10 protein-coding genes, 1 rRNA gene and 1 pseudogene (1 of these 12 cut by a window edge) are annotated in these 15,545 nt (G+C 40.3%); 2 read left to right on the top strand and 10 right to left on the bottom strand.

Translation table 11 applies throughout. The features are described from left to right. The 6 genes from L1999_RS28000 to L1999_RS28025 all read right to left on the bottom strand — a co-directional run. A 16S ribosomal RNA gene (locus L1999_RS28000) occupies positions 1–708 on the bottom strand; it reaches 842 nt to the left of the window's first position. A gap of 384 nt (positions 709–1,092) precedes the next feature. Next, entirely contained in the window at positions 1,093–2,586 is a 1,494-nt protein-coding gene (locus L1999_RS28005; RefSeq protein WP_235741509.1) for a family 1 glycosylhydrolase, read from the bottom strand. Positions 2,587–2,970: 384 nt separating this feature from the next. Then, positions 2,971–3,306: a PTS sugar transporter subunit IIA gene (locus L1999_RS28010; protein ID WP_275677280.1), complete on the bottom strand. Its 336-nt coding sequence runs from the start codon at positions 3,304–3,306 to the stop codon at positions 2,971–2,973. A 225-nt stretch (positions 3,307–3,531) separates the two neighbouring features. Beyond that, the gene (gene celB, locus L1999_RS28015) at positions 3,532–4,866 is read right to left on the bottom strand and encodes a PTS cellobiose transporter subunit IIC (protein WP_235741510.1); all 1,335 of its coding nucleotides are present in this window, start codon (positions 4,864–4,866) and stop codon (positions 3,532–3,534) included. A 24-nt stretch (positions 4,867–4,890) separates the two neighbouring features. Beyond that, a complete protein-coding gene (locus tag L1999_RS28020; RefSeq protein ID WP_235741511.1) occupies positions 4,891–5,199 on the bottom strand; it encodes a PTS sugar transporter subunit IIB in 309 nt (102 codons plus the stop codon). 379 nt (positions 5,200–5,578) lie between these two features. Beyond that, the gene (locus L1999_RS28025; protein WP_235741512.1) at positions 5,579–7,507 is read right to left on the bottom strand and encodes a BglG family transcription antiterminator; all 1,929 of its coding nucleotides are present in this window, start codon (positions 7,505–7,507) and stop codon (positions 5,579–5,581) included. A 333-nt stretch (positions 7,508–7,840) separates the two neighbouring features. Between L1999_RS28025 and L1999_RS28030 the strand changes: the two are divergent. After that, a pseudogene (locus L1999_RS28030) lies at positions 7,841–8,243 on the top strand (cytochrome-c oxidase). A 277-nt stretch (positions 8,244–8,520) separates the two neighbouring features. After that, positions 8,521–11,460, top strand: a complete 2,940-nt coding sequence (locus L1999_RS28035; RefSeq protein ID WP_235741513.1) for a DEAD/DEAH box helicase — start codon at positions 8,521–8,523, stop codon at positions 11,458–11,460. 128 nt (positions 11,461–11,588) lie between these two features. On the opposite strand, the gene L1999_RS28040 is transcribed toward L1999_RS28035, so the two are convergent. The 4 genes from L1999_RS28040 to L1999_RS28055 all read right to left on the bottom strand — a co-directional run bounded on the left by L1999_RS28040 (position 11,589) and on the right by L1999_RS28055 (position 15,374). Then, entirely contained in the window at positions 11,589–11,858 is a 270-nt protein-coding gene (locus tag L1999_RS28040) for an excalibur calcium-binding domain-containing protein (protein ID WP_430540057.1), read from the bottom strand. A 94-nt stretch (positions 11,859–11,952) separates the two neighbouring features. Continuing rightward, positions 11,953–12,618 carry an AraC family transcriptional regulator gene (locus L1999_RS28045; protein ID WP_235741515.1) on the bottom strand — a complete coding sequence of 222 codons (666 nt, stop codon included), beginning with the start codon at positions 12,616–12,618 and terminating at the stop codon, positions 11,953–11,955. Between the two features lie 139 nt (positions 12,619–12,757). Further along, positions 12,758–14,047 carry an MFS transporter gene (locus L1999_RS28050; RefSeq protein WP_235741516.1) on the bottom strand — a complete coding sequence of 430 codons (1,290 nt, stop codon included), beginning with the start codon at positions 14,045–14,047 and terminating at the stop codon, positions 12,758–12,760. Between the two features lie 115 nt (positions 14,048–14,162). After that, positions 14,163–15,374, bottom strand: a complete 1,212-nt coding sequence (locus L1999_RS28055) for a methyltransferase domain-containing protein (protein WP_235741517.1) — start codon at positions 15,372–15,374, stop codon at positions 14,163–14,165. Positions 15,375–15,545 lie beyond the last annotated feature (171 nt).

Raw genomic sequence — 15,545 nt, forward strand, 5'->3', positions numbered from 1 at the left:
TACGCATTTCACCGCTACACGTGGAATTCCGCTTTCCTCTTCTGCACTCAAGTCCCCCAGTTTCCAATGACCCTCCACGGTTGAGCCGTGGGCTTTCACATCAGACTTAAAGGACCGCCTGCGCGCGCTTTACGCCCAATAATTCCGGACAACGCTTGCCACCTACGTATTACCGCGGCTGCTGGCACGTAGTTAGCCGTGGCTTTCTGGTTAGGTACCGTCAAGGTACCGGCAGTTACTCCGGTACTTGTTCTTCCCTAACAACAGAGCTTTACGACCCGAAGGCCTTCATCGCTCACGCGGCGTTGCTCCATCAGACTTTCGTCCATTGTGGAAGATTCCCTACTGCTGCCTCCCGTAGGAGTCTGGGCCGTGTCTCAGTCCCAGTGTGGCCGATCACCCTCTCAGGTCGGCTACGCATCGTCGCCTTGGTGAGCCGTTACCTCACCAACTAGCTAATGCGCCGCGGGCCCATCTGTAAGTGTCAGCCGAAACCGACTTTCAGCTTTTCCTCATGAGAGGAAAAGGATTATCCGGTATTAGCACCGGTTTCCCGGTGTTATCCCAGTCTTACAGGCAGGTTGCCCACGTGTTACTCACCCGTCCGCCGCTAACCAACAGGAGCAAGCTCCTATTGATTCGCTCGACTTGCATGTATTAGGCACGCCGCCAGCGTTCGTCCTGAGCCAGGATCAAACTCTCCATGAAAGTTGATTTAGCTCATAATTTAAAACGTTGGCTTCATTTCATAAGAAATGAATATTATTGTTTGTTGACGTTTTTGTTTGTTTAGTTTTCAAAGAACAATCCATCGCTTTAATTAACGACAACGAAATCTATTATATAATTTCGTTTTGTAAAAGTCAACTACTTTTTTAAGTTAACCTTGCCGCCTTAGCGACGCATATTAATATAACAAATAACCAACCTATAAGTCAACACTCTTTTACAAAAAAAATCACTCTATTATTAGCATTTAATTTATATGGCCGGTATCTGACTACTACTACCTAATTAATTGTCATATCTAGCAGACAATTAAAAACAGATGCTTAGCACCTGTTTTTATGTTTTGCTAATCTTGATTTTAATCTATAAACTTAGGTCTTCTCCGTTCGTTGCAATCACTTTCTTGAACCAATCAAATGATTTTTTCTTTGTTCTTTTTAATGTTCCATTTCCCTCGTCGTCCAGATCAACATAAATAAAGCCATATCGTTTTTTCATCTCTCCAGTTCCTGCTGAAACTAAATCAATGCATCCCCATGGTGTATAGCCCATTAAGTCAACACCATCTAAGGTAACTGCCTTTTTCATTTCTGCAATATGATCTCGGAAATATTGGATTCGATAATCATCCTCTACATATCCATTTTTATCCTGTTTATCAATCGTTCCCATTCCGTTTTCAACAATAAAAAGAGGTTTTTGATACCGGTCATAAAGTTCGGATAAGGTGTATCTTAGCCCAATAGGGTCAATCGCCCAGCCCCACTCCGTTTTTTCAACAAAAGGATTTGCGTCCCCCATTTGGCCGCCGGTATCGGTATTCTGAACAATTTCAGTATGGTACACACTGCTGCGGTAATAACTAAATGATAAGAAATCTGAAGGATTCGCCTTGATTATTTCATCGTCCCCTGGCTGCTTTTTTATGGTTGCCCCCATCTCTTCAAAAAGGCGGTCAGCATAAGATGGATAATATCCCCTCATCATGACATCAGAATAAATCAAAGCTCCTCTTCGATAATCCAAAGCTCCAAATACATTTTCAGGCTTACAATCTTTCGGATATATGCAGCTTAATGCAACCATACAGCCAATCTTTGCATCAGGATTGATCTCGTGACAAAGCTTATTGGCGAGGGCACTCGCAACAAACATATGATGCTTTGCTTGATAACGCACCTCTGAATCAGCCTCTCTTGTTCCCATAAAAGCATAACCATTTAATACATTAATTTCGTTAATAGTAATCCAATACTTCACTAAATCTTTATATCGTGTAAAGACCTCTTTGCACATTCTTAAAAAACAATCAATCGTCTCACGTCCGCCCCAGCCATTAAAATGTTCAGCCAAATAAGCAGGAGTTTCAAAATGATAAAGAGTGACTAATGGTTCGATATTATATTTTTTGCACTCTTTAAAAACATCTTCGTAAAATTTCAGCCCTTCCTCATTTGGTTCTTCCCCATCGATTCCACCTTTTGGGAAAATACGGGACCAACTAAGAGACAGCCGAAAACACTTAAAACCCATTTCTCCAAACAGGGCAATATCTTCTTCGTAATGGTGGTAAAAATCAACCGCATTATGGCTTGGATAATAAATATTTTCATCAATATAGCCTGATGCGCCTTCTGGGATCGTGTCCACTTTCGGATTCCCAGTAGGTCGTCGGTTTACCATTTTTTTGGTACCATCTTTTAACTGGATTGTAATTTTTCTCGGACGCTCTGCGGAACCATTTGTAATGAAGTCACTTGTCGCGAGCCCTCTTCCACCTTCTTTATATCCACCCTCATATTGGTTAGCAGCTGTAGCTCCACCCCATAAAAAATTTTCCGGGAATGTTTTTTTCATAAAAGTTCATATCCTTTCAAAATGGTAAACGGAAGTCAACCTTAATATGATTGCATATAGTACGCTAAATCATTTTTAATAAAGGTTATTTTCGCATAACTTTTTGTTTTTCGTAAAAGTTAATCGACCCGTTGCATCGTGGTATCTTTTCATAAAAACATTTGTGAAAATTGCCCTTAAACGTAAGTTTTTGTTCCTTAATCAGGTACAAAAGCAACAAAGTTTACGAAAAGAGCCTTTAAAAAAAAAACCCAAAATAAATTGGGCTATTTAAAGAATGGACAGACATTTTTCAGTTATCGATTCAAATCTGCCAAACCCACTGAACTATTCTGATTTTCCATAATGTTTATCTCTTCTTATCCTAATAGAAAAGGACTTGTTTTAGGCTTTTTTGAGAAGTTTATGCAAATCGATAATTTCTCTGGCCAAATCTTTAAGGGTCATTGAGGTCATCAAATGGTCTTGTGCATGGATCATAATAAGAGGAAGTTCGAATTTCGATCCACCAGCTTCCTTTTGGATTAAATCTGTTTGAACATGATGGGCTTCATTGAAGGCAGTATCTGCCTCTGTTAGTTTTGCTTCTGCTTCATCAAAATTACCTTTTTTAGCTTCCTGCATGGCTTCCATCGCCAAGCTTCTTGCATTCCCTGCATGAAGGATTAATTGAAATGCAAGATTGTAAAGTTCTTCTTTATTCATAATTAATTCATTCATAATTAACAGCCTTTCATATGATTACTAGGAAAAGGACATTCCTCTCTCCTGCCCATTTGGGTCATTATTAAAATCTAGTTGTATTTACGATTAAAAACTGTGGTAGTTAGTTTTGTATGTTTCTAACATTTCATTCAAGATGATTTTTCACACTGTCAAAAGGCGAATGACCTTCCTATTAAATGTAAAAAGAAGGGCACTAGCCAAACTAATGCCCAGTCAGTCTTATGCGATTTTCTTACCATTTCCGTTCATCGCATCTTCTTCTCTCTTCTTCGCTTTATCATATATTTTGAAGAATGGAAGATAGATGACGAATGAAATAACAATGTTAACTAAATTCATGATGGCTCCTGAAATATGTCCGCCAGAAGCAAGATATCCTGAGATAATTGGCGGCATTGTCCATGGTACTGCAACACCGGAAGGCTTTGCGACCAATCCCATATCCATCCCAAGGAATGTTACAATAACGGTAACGATTGAGGTAAGAACGAATGGAATGATCATGATTGGGTTTAACACGATTGGCATACCAAAGATTAATGGTTCGTTAATGTTAAAGATACTAGGAGCAAATGCCAAACGACCAAGACTTTTCATTTGTTGGGATTTAGCAAACATTACCATTGATAGAACCAAACCAATTGTTACACCTGTTCCACCGATATGGACGAAGTTATCCCAGAATTGTTGTGTAACAATGTGTGGCAGCGGTTGATGTGCTTGATATGCTGTCATATTGTCACCCATCGCACCGAACCAAATTGGTTCCATTACACTTTTAACGATGTTTGTACCGTGTAATCCAGTAGCCCATAATATCGTTACGAATAATTCAGCAACAATGGATCCTCCTAGAGTTAGACCTACCATTTTTAGTGGGTCACCTAAAAGGGTTGTAACCAAGCCGTTGATACTTTCGTAAGGAGTCAATTCAACAAGTAAACGGATTACCCAAACCACAAGAAGAACAATAAATCCTGGAATTAAAGCTGCAAATGATTTACCAACACTTGGCGGTACACCCGCTGGCATTTTAATAACAAAATCCTTTTTGACGACCCAACGATAAATTTCTGTTGATATAATTGCAAAGAGTAACGCAACAAACAACCCTTTACTGCTCAAGAACGCTTTTGAAATCGCACCAGTAACCAAAACTCCGTCTTCAGCTCCAGTTGGAGTAAACATGAAACTGAATGGTGTTGTTAATAGGAAAGCAGCAACTGAAATCGCACCCGCACTCATCGCATCGAGCTTATAGCCTTCTGCTAGTCGGTAAGCAACCGCGAACGCTGCAATAATTGACATGATATTGAAAGTTGCATCTACTGGATAACTTAATTTAGCTGCCCAGGTTGGACCGAATATAGAAGTCATCCAATCAGCATAACCTGGAATAGGCAAGTTAGCCAGGATCAAGAAAAATGAACCAATAACAATGAATGGCATAGTCGCAATTAGACCATCTCGAAGAGCTAATAAGTGTCTTTGCGCACCAATCTTCCCTGCAACAGGCATAACTTTCTCTTCTAATATGGTGTTGAATTTACTCATTTTCTTTTTCCCCTTTGATTATCTTTATTTATTATTCACTAGATTTATAGCTGTATTTAATACTTCTGGACCATTACACGTACCGTAGTGGATTGGATTGATTGCATCCACCGGAATACCCTTTTCTTCACCCAGCTTTTTCATATTTGAAAGTAGATATCTAACCTGTGGTCCTAAAAGAAGAACATCAGCGTTGTCAATGTGTTGATTGACTGCATTAGCTGGGACCGCCCAGATTTTCCCTTCTAGCCCTTGTTCTTGGGCTGCCTTTTCCATCTTGGTCACCAATAAACTAGTACTCATTCCTGCAGCACAGCATAATAAAATATTCATCGATTTATTCCTCCCATTATTCATAAAAGTTATTTTGAAAAACAATTGGCCAATTCATCCAAACTGGAACATTTTGCAGTTGTTTTAAGAGTGAGGTAATCACCTGTTTATAGTTTATGTTGAAAACGGTTTATTTTACAGAAAGGATTTTTCCGTTACCAACGGAAAAGTAGATAGACACATAAAATGAAGTCATTGTTATGCAAAATCATTATCCTTTGATAATATGCCCATAACCCAAAAGGGGTACCCTTTGGTACCCCTCATTCTTTTCCCTATTAAACTTTTTCAGCATTAGCAGCATACTTGTCTATCTCAATCCACTGACTTCTCAGGTGAATTCTCGTTAAACAGACGATTGCCTCGGGTTTTGAATCATTTAAGACTCATTTAAAATCTTTATAATTTCATCAGCTGAATCACTTTTTAAAATTTTTTGGACCTTTGTACTGTTCTCAAGTAGAGCGAGGAGCCTTTGATACATCCTTTCCAGGTCATCCCCATTCGGTACTTTTCTTATATTTAACAAACAGATAAATTGAACCATATGTCTGTCGGCCCATTCGATAGGCTTCTTTAATGTGCATACAGTCCAAATTGTTTCCTCCGTTTCCGGTGTAAGTGGATGTGGGATGGCCACAAGATTTCCAAAGCTGGTTGGGGCGAGCGCCTCTCTTTCCAACACTGAATCTACATAATCTTTGGAGACGAGTTTTTGTTTGTATAATTCCTGACACATAAACCGGATGACACTTTCTTTATCCTCAAATTCTTTATGAATAAAAACTCTGGATTCATCTAAATAATTCTCTTCTTCATACTCTAGTACAGGCGATAACCCCTTCCGGATATTTGCAATATCACTTTCTCCTAAAAAGGTATTGACGACTTGTACCGGAACGCCGATATCTTCTTTTACTGGAATCGTACTAATAATAAAATCAATCGAGGATAGGTCGTACTCCTTTAATTGATAATAATTGGTGGTAGCCACAATATCCAATTCATCTTTAAATTCATTCTGCAAACGATAAAACAGAAGCTTTGCGCTTCCAACACCAGAAGCACACACTACCATGACCCGTTTCGTCTGTTTATTCCTTGTCTTCATTCTTTCTAGTGCCACACCGATATGTAAGGCAATATAAGCTATTTCGTGTTCTCCTACCTCAATCTCCAAATATTTGTCGATGCATCTGCTTGCAATGGCAGCACCCTCAAAGGCGCTGGGATATTTCCGTTTAATTTCGTCTAATAACGGATTCCGAATGTTCATGTTGTAGCGCAGACGGTTCATCGCCGGCCGAATGTGTAAACTCAACGCTTGAATGAATTCCGAGTCGTCATAAAAATCCCAATTTAATTCGGTTTTTAATCTATCCAGCATGCAATGTATAATGGTGCCTAATTCATCAAATTTACTAAATTCATTCAGCGTATTCTTATGAATTAATTTTGTCCCCAACAAATGGACAATAATATAATCAATCTCAGCTTTTGGAAATTTTAAGCCGGTAAACTCCTCTACTTCTTTGACGATATCATTGGCCACTATTTTTTCAAAGGGGTATTTTCCTGTTAAATCGTGCTCCAGGTTTTCGATGACAAATCCCTCTTCAATTCTTTTGCATCCAATGGTAATATGGGTTGCCAAATTTTCAAGTGCTATGTCAGATATCTCAATTTTGTATTCATTCACTTTTTTTATGATCGTTCCCTTTATCTTTTCAAACAGTTGTTGATCCAAAAGCTGAAAAGACAGACTGTCAATGTTTAGGCTGCTATTCCGACTTAAAATATAATTTGAAAAACATAGCCGCTTCATATATTCATCGCCTTCAACCTGCGTACCATAATGGGGTCTTGAAACTAGCTTCAAATCATAGCTTTCCAATATTTCACGGACAATTTTTAAATCATTTTGAAGCTTAGGCTTGGAAACAAATAGCTCTTCCTCGAGACTATCTAATTTTATTGGTTCCTTTTCTAAAAAAAATCGTTTTAATATATACAGAACCCGATTTGTCTGTTCGGAAAAATCGGATTGATGATGATCGATCGCATCATTCGGATGCGGATTAAACTCCTTTTCAAACAAGTCATATTCCTTTATATCTAATATATATCCTTTGCCACGAACCGATTCAATATTGATTCCTAATGATGAACTTTGTGATTGAAGTTCTTTGATCTCGGTTCGAATCGTTCTGTCACTCACTGCAAGATCCTTTGCCATCCATTCTGCCGTAACAGGTTCTCTCTCCTTCATTAAAAACAACACGATGTCTCTTTGTCGTTTTGAAACCATTTATCTACTCACCTTTCTTAATGAGTTGATCGACTAAAATTATTGTTTAGTTTGTTCACTTTCTTTGCCATTGACTCCATAGTCAATAACTAGCTTTGCCTGAAATCGTTCTATTACATTAATCAATGATTGTCAAATGCAGAAACTATTTGACTCTTCCTTTTAAATTACTTTTTCTCTATCAAAAGTTCTAGAATAATCCCTTAATAGGACCTTTTTTGTAGAAAAATAGCATTAAATAAGCTTTTTTGCCATTACTATAGTGCTATTTGGATTATAATTTAGCAGTACGTCCTACATATAAACCAATCAACAGGGGGAAAAGGAAAGAAAATTGGAAAAACGCTTATTAAGATTGCAGCGGTTTATTTTTCATTTGGGGTTTTAGTTGGAATGTCCATGGGTATTGTCCATGACTTTAGGTTAACTTCCACTCACCCTCATATTAACTTATTAGGCTGGGTGTCAACTGCTTTATTTGGAATCATTTATTCGATTTTTCCCTTTTGCTGCTAGTACAAAATTAGCAAAAACACATTTTTGGTTACATAACATCGGTCTGCCCGTGATGGTGATTGGATTGGTTCTCGAAACCTTCGGTGTTTCAGCCGCTTTGCCAATTATGATTATCGGTTCTCTAGCCGTTGTGATTGGCACCCTGCTATTCACTGCCAATATCGTTAAAACACTAAAAAACCGTTCTGCCCAAAAGGCGGATCACGGTGTTAGAGCCTAAAAATCAAGGACTTCCTAAGCAGAAGTCCTTTTTTAATTTTTCTTTCCTAATGATTTCAAAATTGGGGCTGAACATTTATCCCCTTCTTCGCCAGGAAATCAAAATGAAAAATAAACACTTCATGCTCCTGACTCCTCTAACTACAAATTTTTGGGTATAATATAGGAATATGGATTTTTACAGATGAACTTTTTACTACTATTTTTTGATTGTCCACGCATGATGCATGGATATTTTCATATAACCAAGGGTTCCAAGTTAAAGGGGTACATTATCTATGCTTAAAACTAGGTTTATCAAATTACTGACAACTAAATTAGAGGATGGCCGCTTTCTGTTGACGGCCCAGAACGAACAAGGTTCTTATATGAATCCGTTCAGGTGGAAAAACCTCGTTTTTAGCAGCCATGAAGAAAGCTTCTTCGGCACCCTTCTCGAAACAGAAACGGTGAACGATGTGGAAGGAATCGTTGTGAGCGGCTGGCAGCTGGTCTCGTTGTTTGCCAAAGAGTCCTTCAATCGTTTTATTGACTGGGACTGGAATGAGCAATCTGAGATTTGTCTTGCTTCCGCATTGACCCTTTATGAAGGGATTGTCGAAAAGGATTGGCTTCCGGATTTCTCCGTGTGGGAGCATGGTGACTTCCGCTGGAAGCTGCCGGAACGGGTCAAGGAAGAATTTGACTCTTCCTTTTGGGAACAATCCATCGAGGAAGAGTCCGAACCATTGGTCAGCGTCGAGAGAGAGCTCGGTACAACCAAAGACTACATTTCTGATTTATACAATGGGGCACTTGATGCTTATTTAACCAGAAACGCTGCGATGAAAGAGCTTTTCGGTCCAAAGCTGGATCTGTTAAGAAAACAAAATATTTCAGGGGTCGAGCTCGCCCGCTATTTTGATGAAGAAAGCTGGCTCGAATGGGTTGGCATTAAGGACAGCGACACACCGTTTACAATTGGGCTCCGGCTTGATGAACCCCTAGATGGCGAGGGCGCTTGGATCCTGGATGTATTTTTGCGCAGCAAGAAGAATACCGATGAAATTTATGATGTCGAGGGAGTTAGAAAGATTCCTGCGAGGTGGCAGCCATTTTTAGATAAGGTTGATCAAGAACGGATCCGCTGGGCCCGGTTAATTCCATGGCTGGAGGAGGATGGCTTTTTTAAGACCCACCTTACCGAGGAAGAGGCCTGGATGTTTTTAACCGACGCAAGTGAAACCTTGGTTGCGCTCGATGTTGAAATCCTTCTTCCGTCCTGGTGGCAGGCGATGAAGAATGCCAACTTGAAGGTGAAAGCATCACTAAAGGGATCTTCCAGCCATCGGCCGTCCTTTGTAGGACTGCAGGCAATGCTTGATTTCAACTGGCGCTTTTCGATGAACGGTGTGGATTTGTCGGAAGATGAGTTTGGGAAGCTTGTCGAGGAGAAGCGACGATTGGTGTTTATCCGCGGCCGCTGGGTGAAACTTGACCCGCAGTTTATTCGGCAGATTCAGGATTTGATGAAACGGGCGGAAAAAGAGGGCTTGCATGTCCGTGATTTGCTCGAGCAGGAACTGGTTGAGTCGACAGATACGGAAGAAGAGTTAGAAAATCCAAAGGCATTTGCGAAGATTCAGATTGAGTTGAACCGCCAATGGAAACAGATGGTCAAAATGCTGTCGGAGGTCCATGAAATACCGCTCGAGACTGTACCTGAAGGGCTGCAGGGTGAGCTTCGTCCCTACCAGCAGCTCGGCATGAGCTGGCTTTGGTTCCTGCGCCAGTTCGGCTTCGGCGCCGTTCTCGCCGACGACATGGGCCTCGGTAAAACTGTCCAGCTCATCTCCTACCTATTGAAGGTAAAAAACGAGGATACATTAGAAATGGTGCCTGACACCGTTAGTACTACAAAGAAAAGGAAAACGGCTGTTGATGCAGACTCTGCCCCTAAAGCGAAGGTTCCTACGAAAGCGGCGCTGATTATTTGTCCAACGTCTGTGTTGGGGAACTGGCAGAAAGAATTAGAGCGGTTTGCTCCGGAGATGAACGTGTATCTTCATTATGGGTCGAACCGTCTGAAAGAAGAAGGCTTTTCGGAACGGGTCCAAGATGCTGATGTCGTGTTGACTTCCTATGGATTGAGTCATCTTGATTCGGAGGAGTTTGAATCGATGGTGTGGAGTTCCATTGCGATTGATGAAGCGCAAAACATTAAGAATGCTCAAACAAAACAATCGAAGGCCGTACGGCGACTGCGCGGCCATCACCATATTGCCTTGACCGGAACTCCGATGGAAAACCGGCTTTCCGAGTTATGGTCCATCTTTGATTTCACTAACCATGGCTATCTTGGCAGCTTGGGGCAGTTCCAGAAGAAGTTTGTCATCCCGATTGAAAAGGATGAAAAGAAAGAAAAAGTCCAACAGCTTCAATCATTGATTCGTCCATTCCTGTTGCGCCGGACGAAAAAAGATGAAGAAGTTGCCCTTAATCTGCCTGATAAGTTGGAACAGAAGGAGTACTGCCCGCTTACCGCAGAGCAGGCATCACTGTACGAGCAGCTAATCCACGATACGTTTGCGGAAATAGAGAAGTTATCCGGCTTTGAACGGAAAGGGTTAATCTTACAGATGCTGACTCGTTTGAAGCAGCTATGTAATCACCCTGCTCTCTATTTAAAGGAACAGGCAGTTGGCCGCGAGCTGCTCGACCGCTCGAATAAGATGGAGAAACTAGTTGAACTGGTTGATGCGGTCTTGGATCAAGGCGAGAGCTGCTTGATTTTTACCCAATATATTGAAATGGGCGAAATGATTCGCAGTACCTTGAAGAAAAAGTTTGGTATCGAGGTGCCGTTCCTGAACGGAAGTGTCCCGAAAACGCAGCGTGATACCATGATTGAACGGTTCCAAAATCACGAGTTTCCTGTCTTCCTATTGTCGTTGAAAGCGGGCGGAACCGGATTAAACCTAACGGCCGCCAATCATGTCATCCACTACGACCGCTGGTGGAATCCGGCTGTTGAAAACCAGGCAACCGACCGTGCTTACCGGATTGGCCAATCGAGGTTTGTCCATGTCCATAAGTTAATCTGTACCGGAACACTCGAAGAGAAGATTGACGCCATGCTCGAGAAGAAGCAATTCCTGAATGACCAAATCATCACAAGTGAAAACTGGCTCACCGAGCTGTCAACGGATGAACTGAAGGACCTTGTCTACTTGGGATAAGGCCGCAGGGCGCCGGCGAGGGCAAGATTCGTACTGTGATAAGATGAGGAACGGTGACAGGCACCATTTGTAACACCAAAGAAGTAGAAAAGGGAAGATTCCATTGTTTAGAATCTTCCCTTTTCCTTTTATCGCTCACAGGCGATTAAATCTTTATCTCTGTCGCTCTTTTTATTTGCATCATAAAGAGCTTGTGAAACAAAGGGTTTGAAGTACGTCTTACCACCTTTGTTTTTTACGGAGGCTGAACGAGCTACTCCGCCTTTGTAAACCTTATTCAACTCTGTACAATTTTTGAAAACCACAATCTTTGTTGCAGCCTCTGACTCCCCTGCCGAACCTAACGTAAATCCTAGTAAAAGAGCAAACGGAATGCCAACCTTAAAAAACTTTTTCAACATAAATACCTCATTTACATTTTTTTCTATTTCTTTTAATTATCTTAAGTGAGGTATTCTAATTATTCAATTAAAATTTCTATTTAATAGATATTTATTTTGTTTGACGCTGGGCTTTTATGATCTCTAAGTATTGTGTATCACCTAAACCATAATCTCCGGTAAATTGGTCGATTAGCGCTAAAACAAGTTCATTTTCTGACATATCTTGATGCGCTTGTATATAAACCATCAAGTCACTGTCATGATTAAGATAGTTTAAATATAGCTCAATCCCCTTTTTTAAAGGGCTTAGCTCGATCTGGTCAGGTAAGCGTTTATGAATCAAAACTTGGTCGTACATAGCCTGATACCCCTTGGCCGCTACTCTAAAGTGGCTAACAGGTTCAAACTGATCCCCGACTATATGGATATCAATATCCTCTTTATAATCGGCCATGTCTAACCAAGCGAGAATGGTCAGAAGATTGATTTGACAGAACATATCCGCATCAAACCATAAAACGATGTTCGTAAACTCTTTATTTATAAGAGGAAGCAATGGCTTAATCGCATGCTCCGTGTATTGTTGCCGCCTTACATGATGAACCTTTGCACGTATATCAATGAATTCTGGTGAGAATAAATCGTTACACGTACTTCCATAACACATCGCTTCGTTAAACGGGACCATTAATTCCCCTTTAAGAAAATCTGTCTCTATGTAAAAATTGTACATAGCTTGCCCATTGAGAATATGTAATGTTTTTTCTTGGATCATGATTCCAGCCCCTTCTCTATAAGTAACTCTATTTATTTATTTCTATCTTAAGCTTTTCGAGCAAGACAGCAGGGATTCAGAACACTGGTGTCTGAATCCCTACCCCATTCGGGCAGATTCAGGAGTATATTCTATAATACTATTCTATTTCCTTAACCTCTTCCAACCGAATCCTTCTCCTTGCCGTATTTTTAACAGAACAAAGAAAGAACAGCCCCCCGCCTAATATAGGAACAAGATAACTTGGCATATGACTCAAAAGAAATCCTGAAGATACCATAGCTACAGGCAGGAGCACCTTCCCAATACTAATGCCGATACTAAGTACCCTGCCCCTGTATTCATCAGGAATCTCTTTTTGCATAATATAGGAAAATGGAATATCTATCAGTGCCACGACGGTCCCAAAGAGAAACATAACCAGACTATAAAAGTTAACAATCCAAAAATCATTGAATCCTTCCATCATAAGCGGAATCCCTGAAATGACCATGAGTAGAGACAAAGCTACACTTAAATATCGAAGCAAACTGGAATAAAGAACCCTTTTAATGATTTTTTTAACCAGCAACGCTCCTAAAATCATCCCGACAGGAAATGCACCTTCGATGATTCCAATCTCCTTGGCCCCAATATGGAAAATCGTATTCATTATATAGGGGATGGGAACCATTACAGCAAAACCGAGAAAAAAATTCAAAGAAATTAGCAGAATAAATAAATTCAGGATTTTCCTCCTCCCCATTAAATAATAAAATCCATCCTTGATTTCCTTCATAAAAACGATCTTCCCTTTTAACTGGCCATCTCTTTCCGAATCTTGGCAGGACGTAAACTTAATCAACAGGATTGAAACGCCGGAAAGGAGAAAGGAAATCCCATTAATGAGAATAAACGCTCGTATATCAACAAATGCAAATACCATTCCCCCTAACATCGGTCCCATGATCGAAGATACCGAATCAATCACCTTACCGACCGAGTTTATGCTCATCAACCTTTTTTCCGCTACGATGTTCGGTTTGGCCGACTCCATCCCCACCCCAAAGAAGGTACTAAACACTGTCATCAGGAGGGTAGCTGCATAAATAAGCAACAGCGTTAATCCAAAAATACGGCTGAACACATAAACGAAAACTAACAGCATCCCGTTTAACAGATCCGTGGATACCATTAATCTCTTTTTATTGAACTTATCGGCGATGACACCAGCAAACGGATTGATGATCACCATTGGGATAATTCCCAAAATAAGAGTGGCCGCGAAGCTTAACGCTGAGCCCGTCAACTTTAATACATATAGGCCCATCGCAAATTGGTAAATGGCCGTGCCAAATACGGATATGGTCTTCCCCGCCGCATAAAGAAGAAGATTTTTTCTTTCAACCTCATTATTTTCCTCGCTTGCCTTTATAGCTGCTATACTCATGAACGTCCACCCCTCTGAAATTCTTACATCAAGTGTAAAGGGTCGGGTGAACGCTACATCAAGAACCCATTTTCATCATTTTTTATATAGAAACTTATAAAAGATAGGGTTCACCCTACCTTTTCCCCAAAAATGAATAGGAGTAAATCTCTTCTCCCGGGACAAAAAAATCCTCGAACCTTCCGCCTTTATCAACCGGTTCAGAAATCCTTTCATCCACCGCTTTATACATTAACTGGCCGATGTTCTTCCGAATCGTATCGAGTGTAAAGTTATCTCGATATTTTGCTTCAATTTTACTGTTAGGACTGAAATTTTTAAATACTAAGTAGGACCCTAATAAATAACCGTCCGGTTTACTAAGAGAATCAACTTCATGGAGCAGAAACGTTTCATGCTCAAAGCTATAATTACTTGTACCGGTATGGTCTACAACGACATCAATGGAATGACTTGACAGCGGCAGTTCTAGAAAGTCAGCACAAATAAACAGAATGTTTCGTTTCGAACCAGTCTTCTCCAGAAACCTTTTTAAAAATAAATGCCGCTCGAGGTTGTGATCAACCGCGATATAAAGACCATCCTCCGGTAAATCTTGATAAATATTTCGAAGAAAAAAACCTGACCCAGACCCTAATTCAAGAATTACCTTTTTAGACAAATTCACTTGATCCAGCTTCCTTTTTGACCAATGCAATCCTCTGGTGAAATTTTCTAGATAAACAGAATCCGTCTCCTGAATATATTTCGGAATATTATTTATCGGCGTAGGAATGGGCTTCATTCGTTTTCCAACGTTTAAAACGCCTGACTCAATCGGATAATCCTCCCCACACTCACAGGAAAGTTTCCCCTCGATGATCTGATTTTTCGTGATTATTCCATCTTGAAGAGTCAGCTGTCCACGGCATTTTACACACCTCAGCAGATCTAGTACGGTTAAATCGACCCCAAGCACACCACCTTGCCCTTGACGATACGCAGCTAATTGATCCAATTTCCCTTTCAGGCTGTCTCTAGCTTCCTCCAGCGTTTTTATTTCTTGGTCCAACTCCTGAACCTTTTTAAAAAAAATAGATTGATAAAACGAATCCACTTCATAATCGGTCAGTTTAGCAAAGTTTTTATAATGAAAAATCTTCTTCATTTCATTTAAACGAAAGCCCATCTTTTTCAACTCTAAAATAAGGTCTAGATCACTCTGGCAACGGTCATCAAAGTCATATTGCCCGCCTCGTTTTTCCGGGACAATTAAACCTAATTCCATATAGTGCCTAATTGTATCAATACTCAAGCCATTTACTTTTCCGAACTTGCCAATTTTCATCGATTCATCCCCCTTCCTAACTATTCTTTATTCACAAGAAGAAATCCTATGTTTAATAGACAACGAGATCGTCAAAAGGGCACCTTTTGTCAAAAATGGTTTGAGAATCAGGACAACGGGTACATAAAGGACGTAAGTCAAATAGCAATTCCAAATATTAGCAAATATTAT

Origin of the sequence: Neobacillus drentensis (genome assembly GCF_021560175.1) — a bacterium.
Classification (GTDB): Bacteria; Bacillota; Bacilli; order Bacillales; family Cytobacillaceae; genus Neobacillus; species Neobacillus drentensis_A.

Excerpts from the sequence above, each read along its gene's own strand:
- L1999_RS28005 (WP_235741509.1), bottom strand. The coding sequence starts at position 2,586 with ATGAAAAAAACATTCCCGGAAAATTTTTTATGGGGTGGAGCTACAGCT.
- L1999_RS28010 (WP_275677280.1), bottom strand. The coding sequence starts at position 3,306 with ATGAATGAATTAATTATGAATAAAGAAGAACTTTACAATCTTGCATTT.
- celB (WP_235741510.1), bottom strand. The coding sequence starts at position 4,866 with ATGAGTAAATTCAACACCATATTAGAAGAGAAAGTTATGCCTGTTGCA.
- L1999_RS28020 (WP_235741511.1), bottom strand. The coding sequence starts at position 5,199 with ATGAATATTTTATTATGCTGTGCTGCAGGAATGAGTACTAGTTTATTG.
- L1999_RS28025 (WP_235741512.1), bottom strand. The coding sequence starts at position 7,507 with ATGGTTTCAAAACGACAAAGAGACATCGTGTTGTTTTTAATGAAGGAG.
- L1999_RS28035 (WP_235741513.1), top strand. The coding sequence starts at position 8,521 with ATGCTTAAAACTAGGTTTATCAAATTACTGACAACTAAATTAGAGGAT.
- L1999_RS28045 (WP_235741515.1), bottom strand. The coding sequence starts at position 12,618 with ATGATCCAAGAAAAAACATTACATATTCTCAATGGGCAAGCTATGTAC.
- L1999_RS28050 (WP_235741516.1), bottom strand. The coding sequence starts at position 14,047 with ATGAGTATAGCAGCTATAAAGGCAAGCGAGGAAAATAATGAGGTTGAA.
- L1999_RS28055 (WP_235741517.1), bottom strand. The coding sequence starts at position 15,374 with ATGAAAATTGGCAAGTTCGGAAAAGTAAATGGCTTGAGTATTGATACA.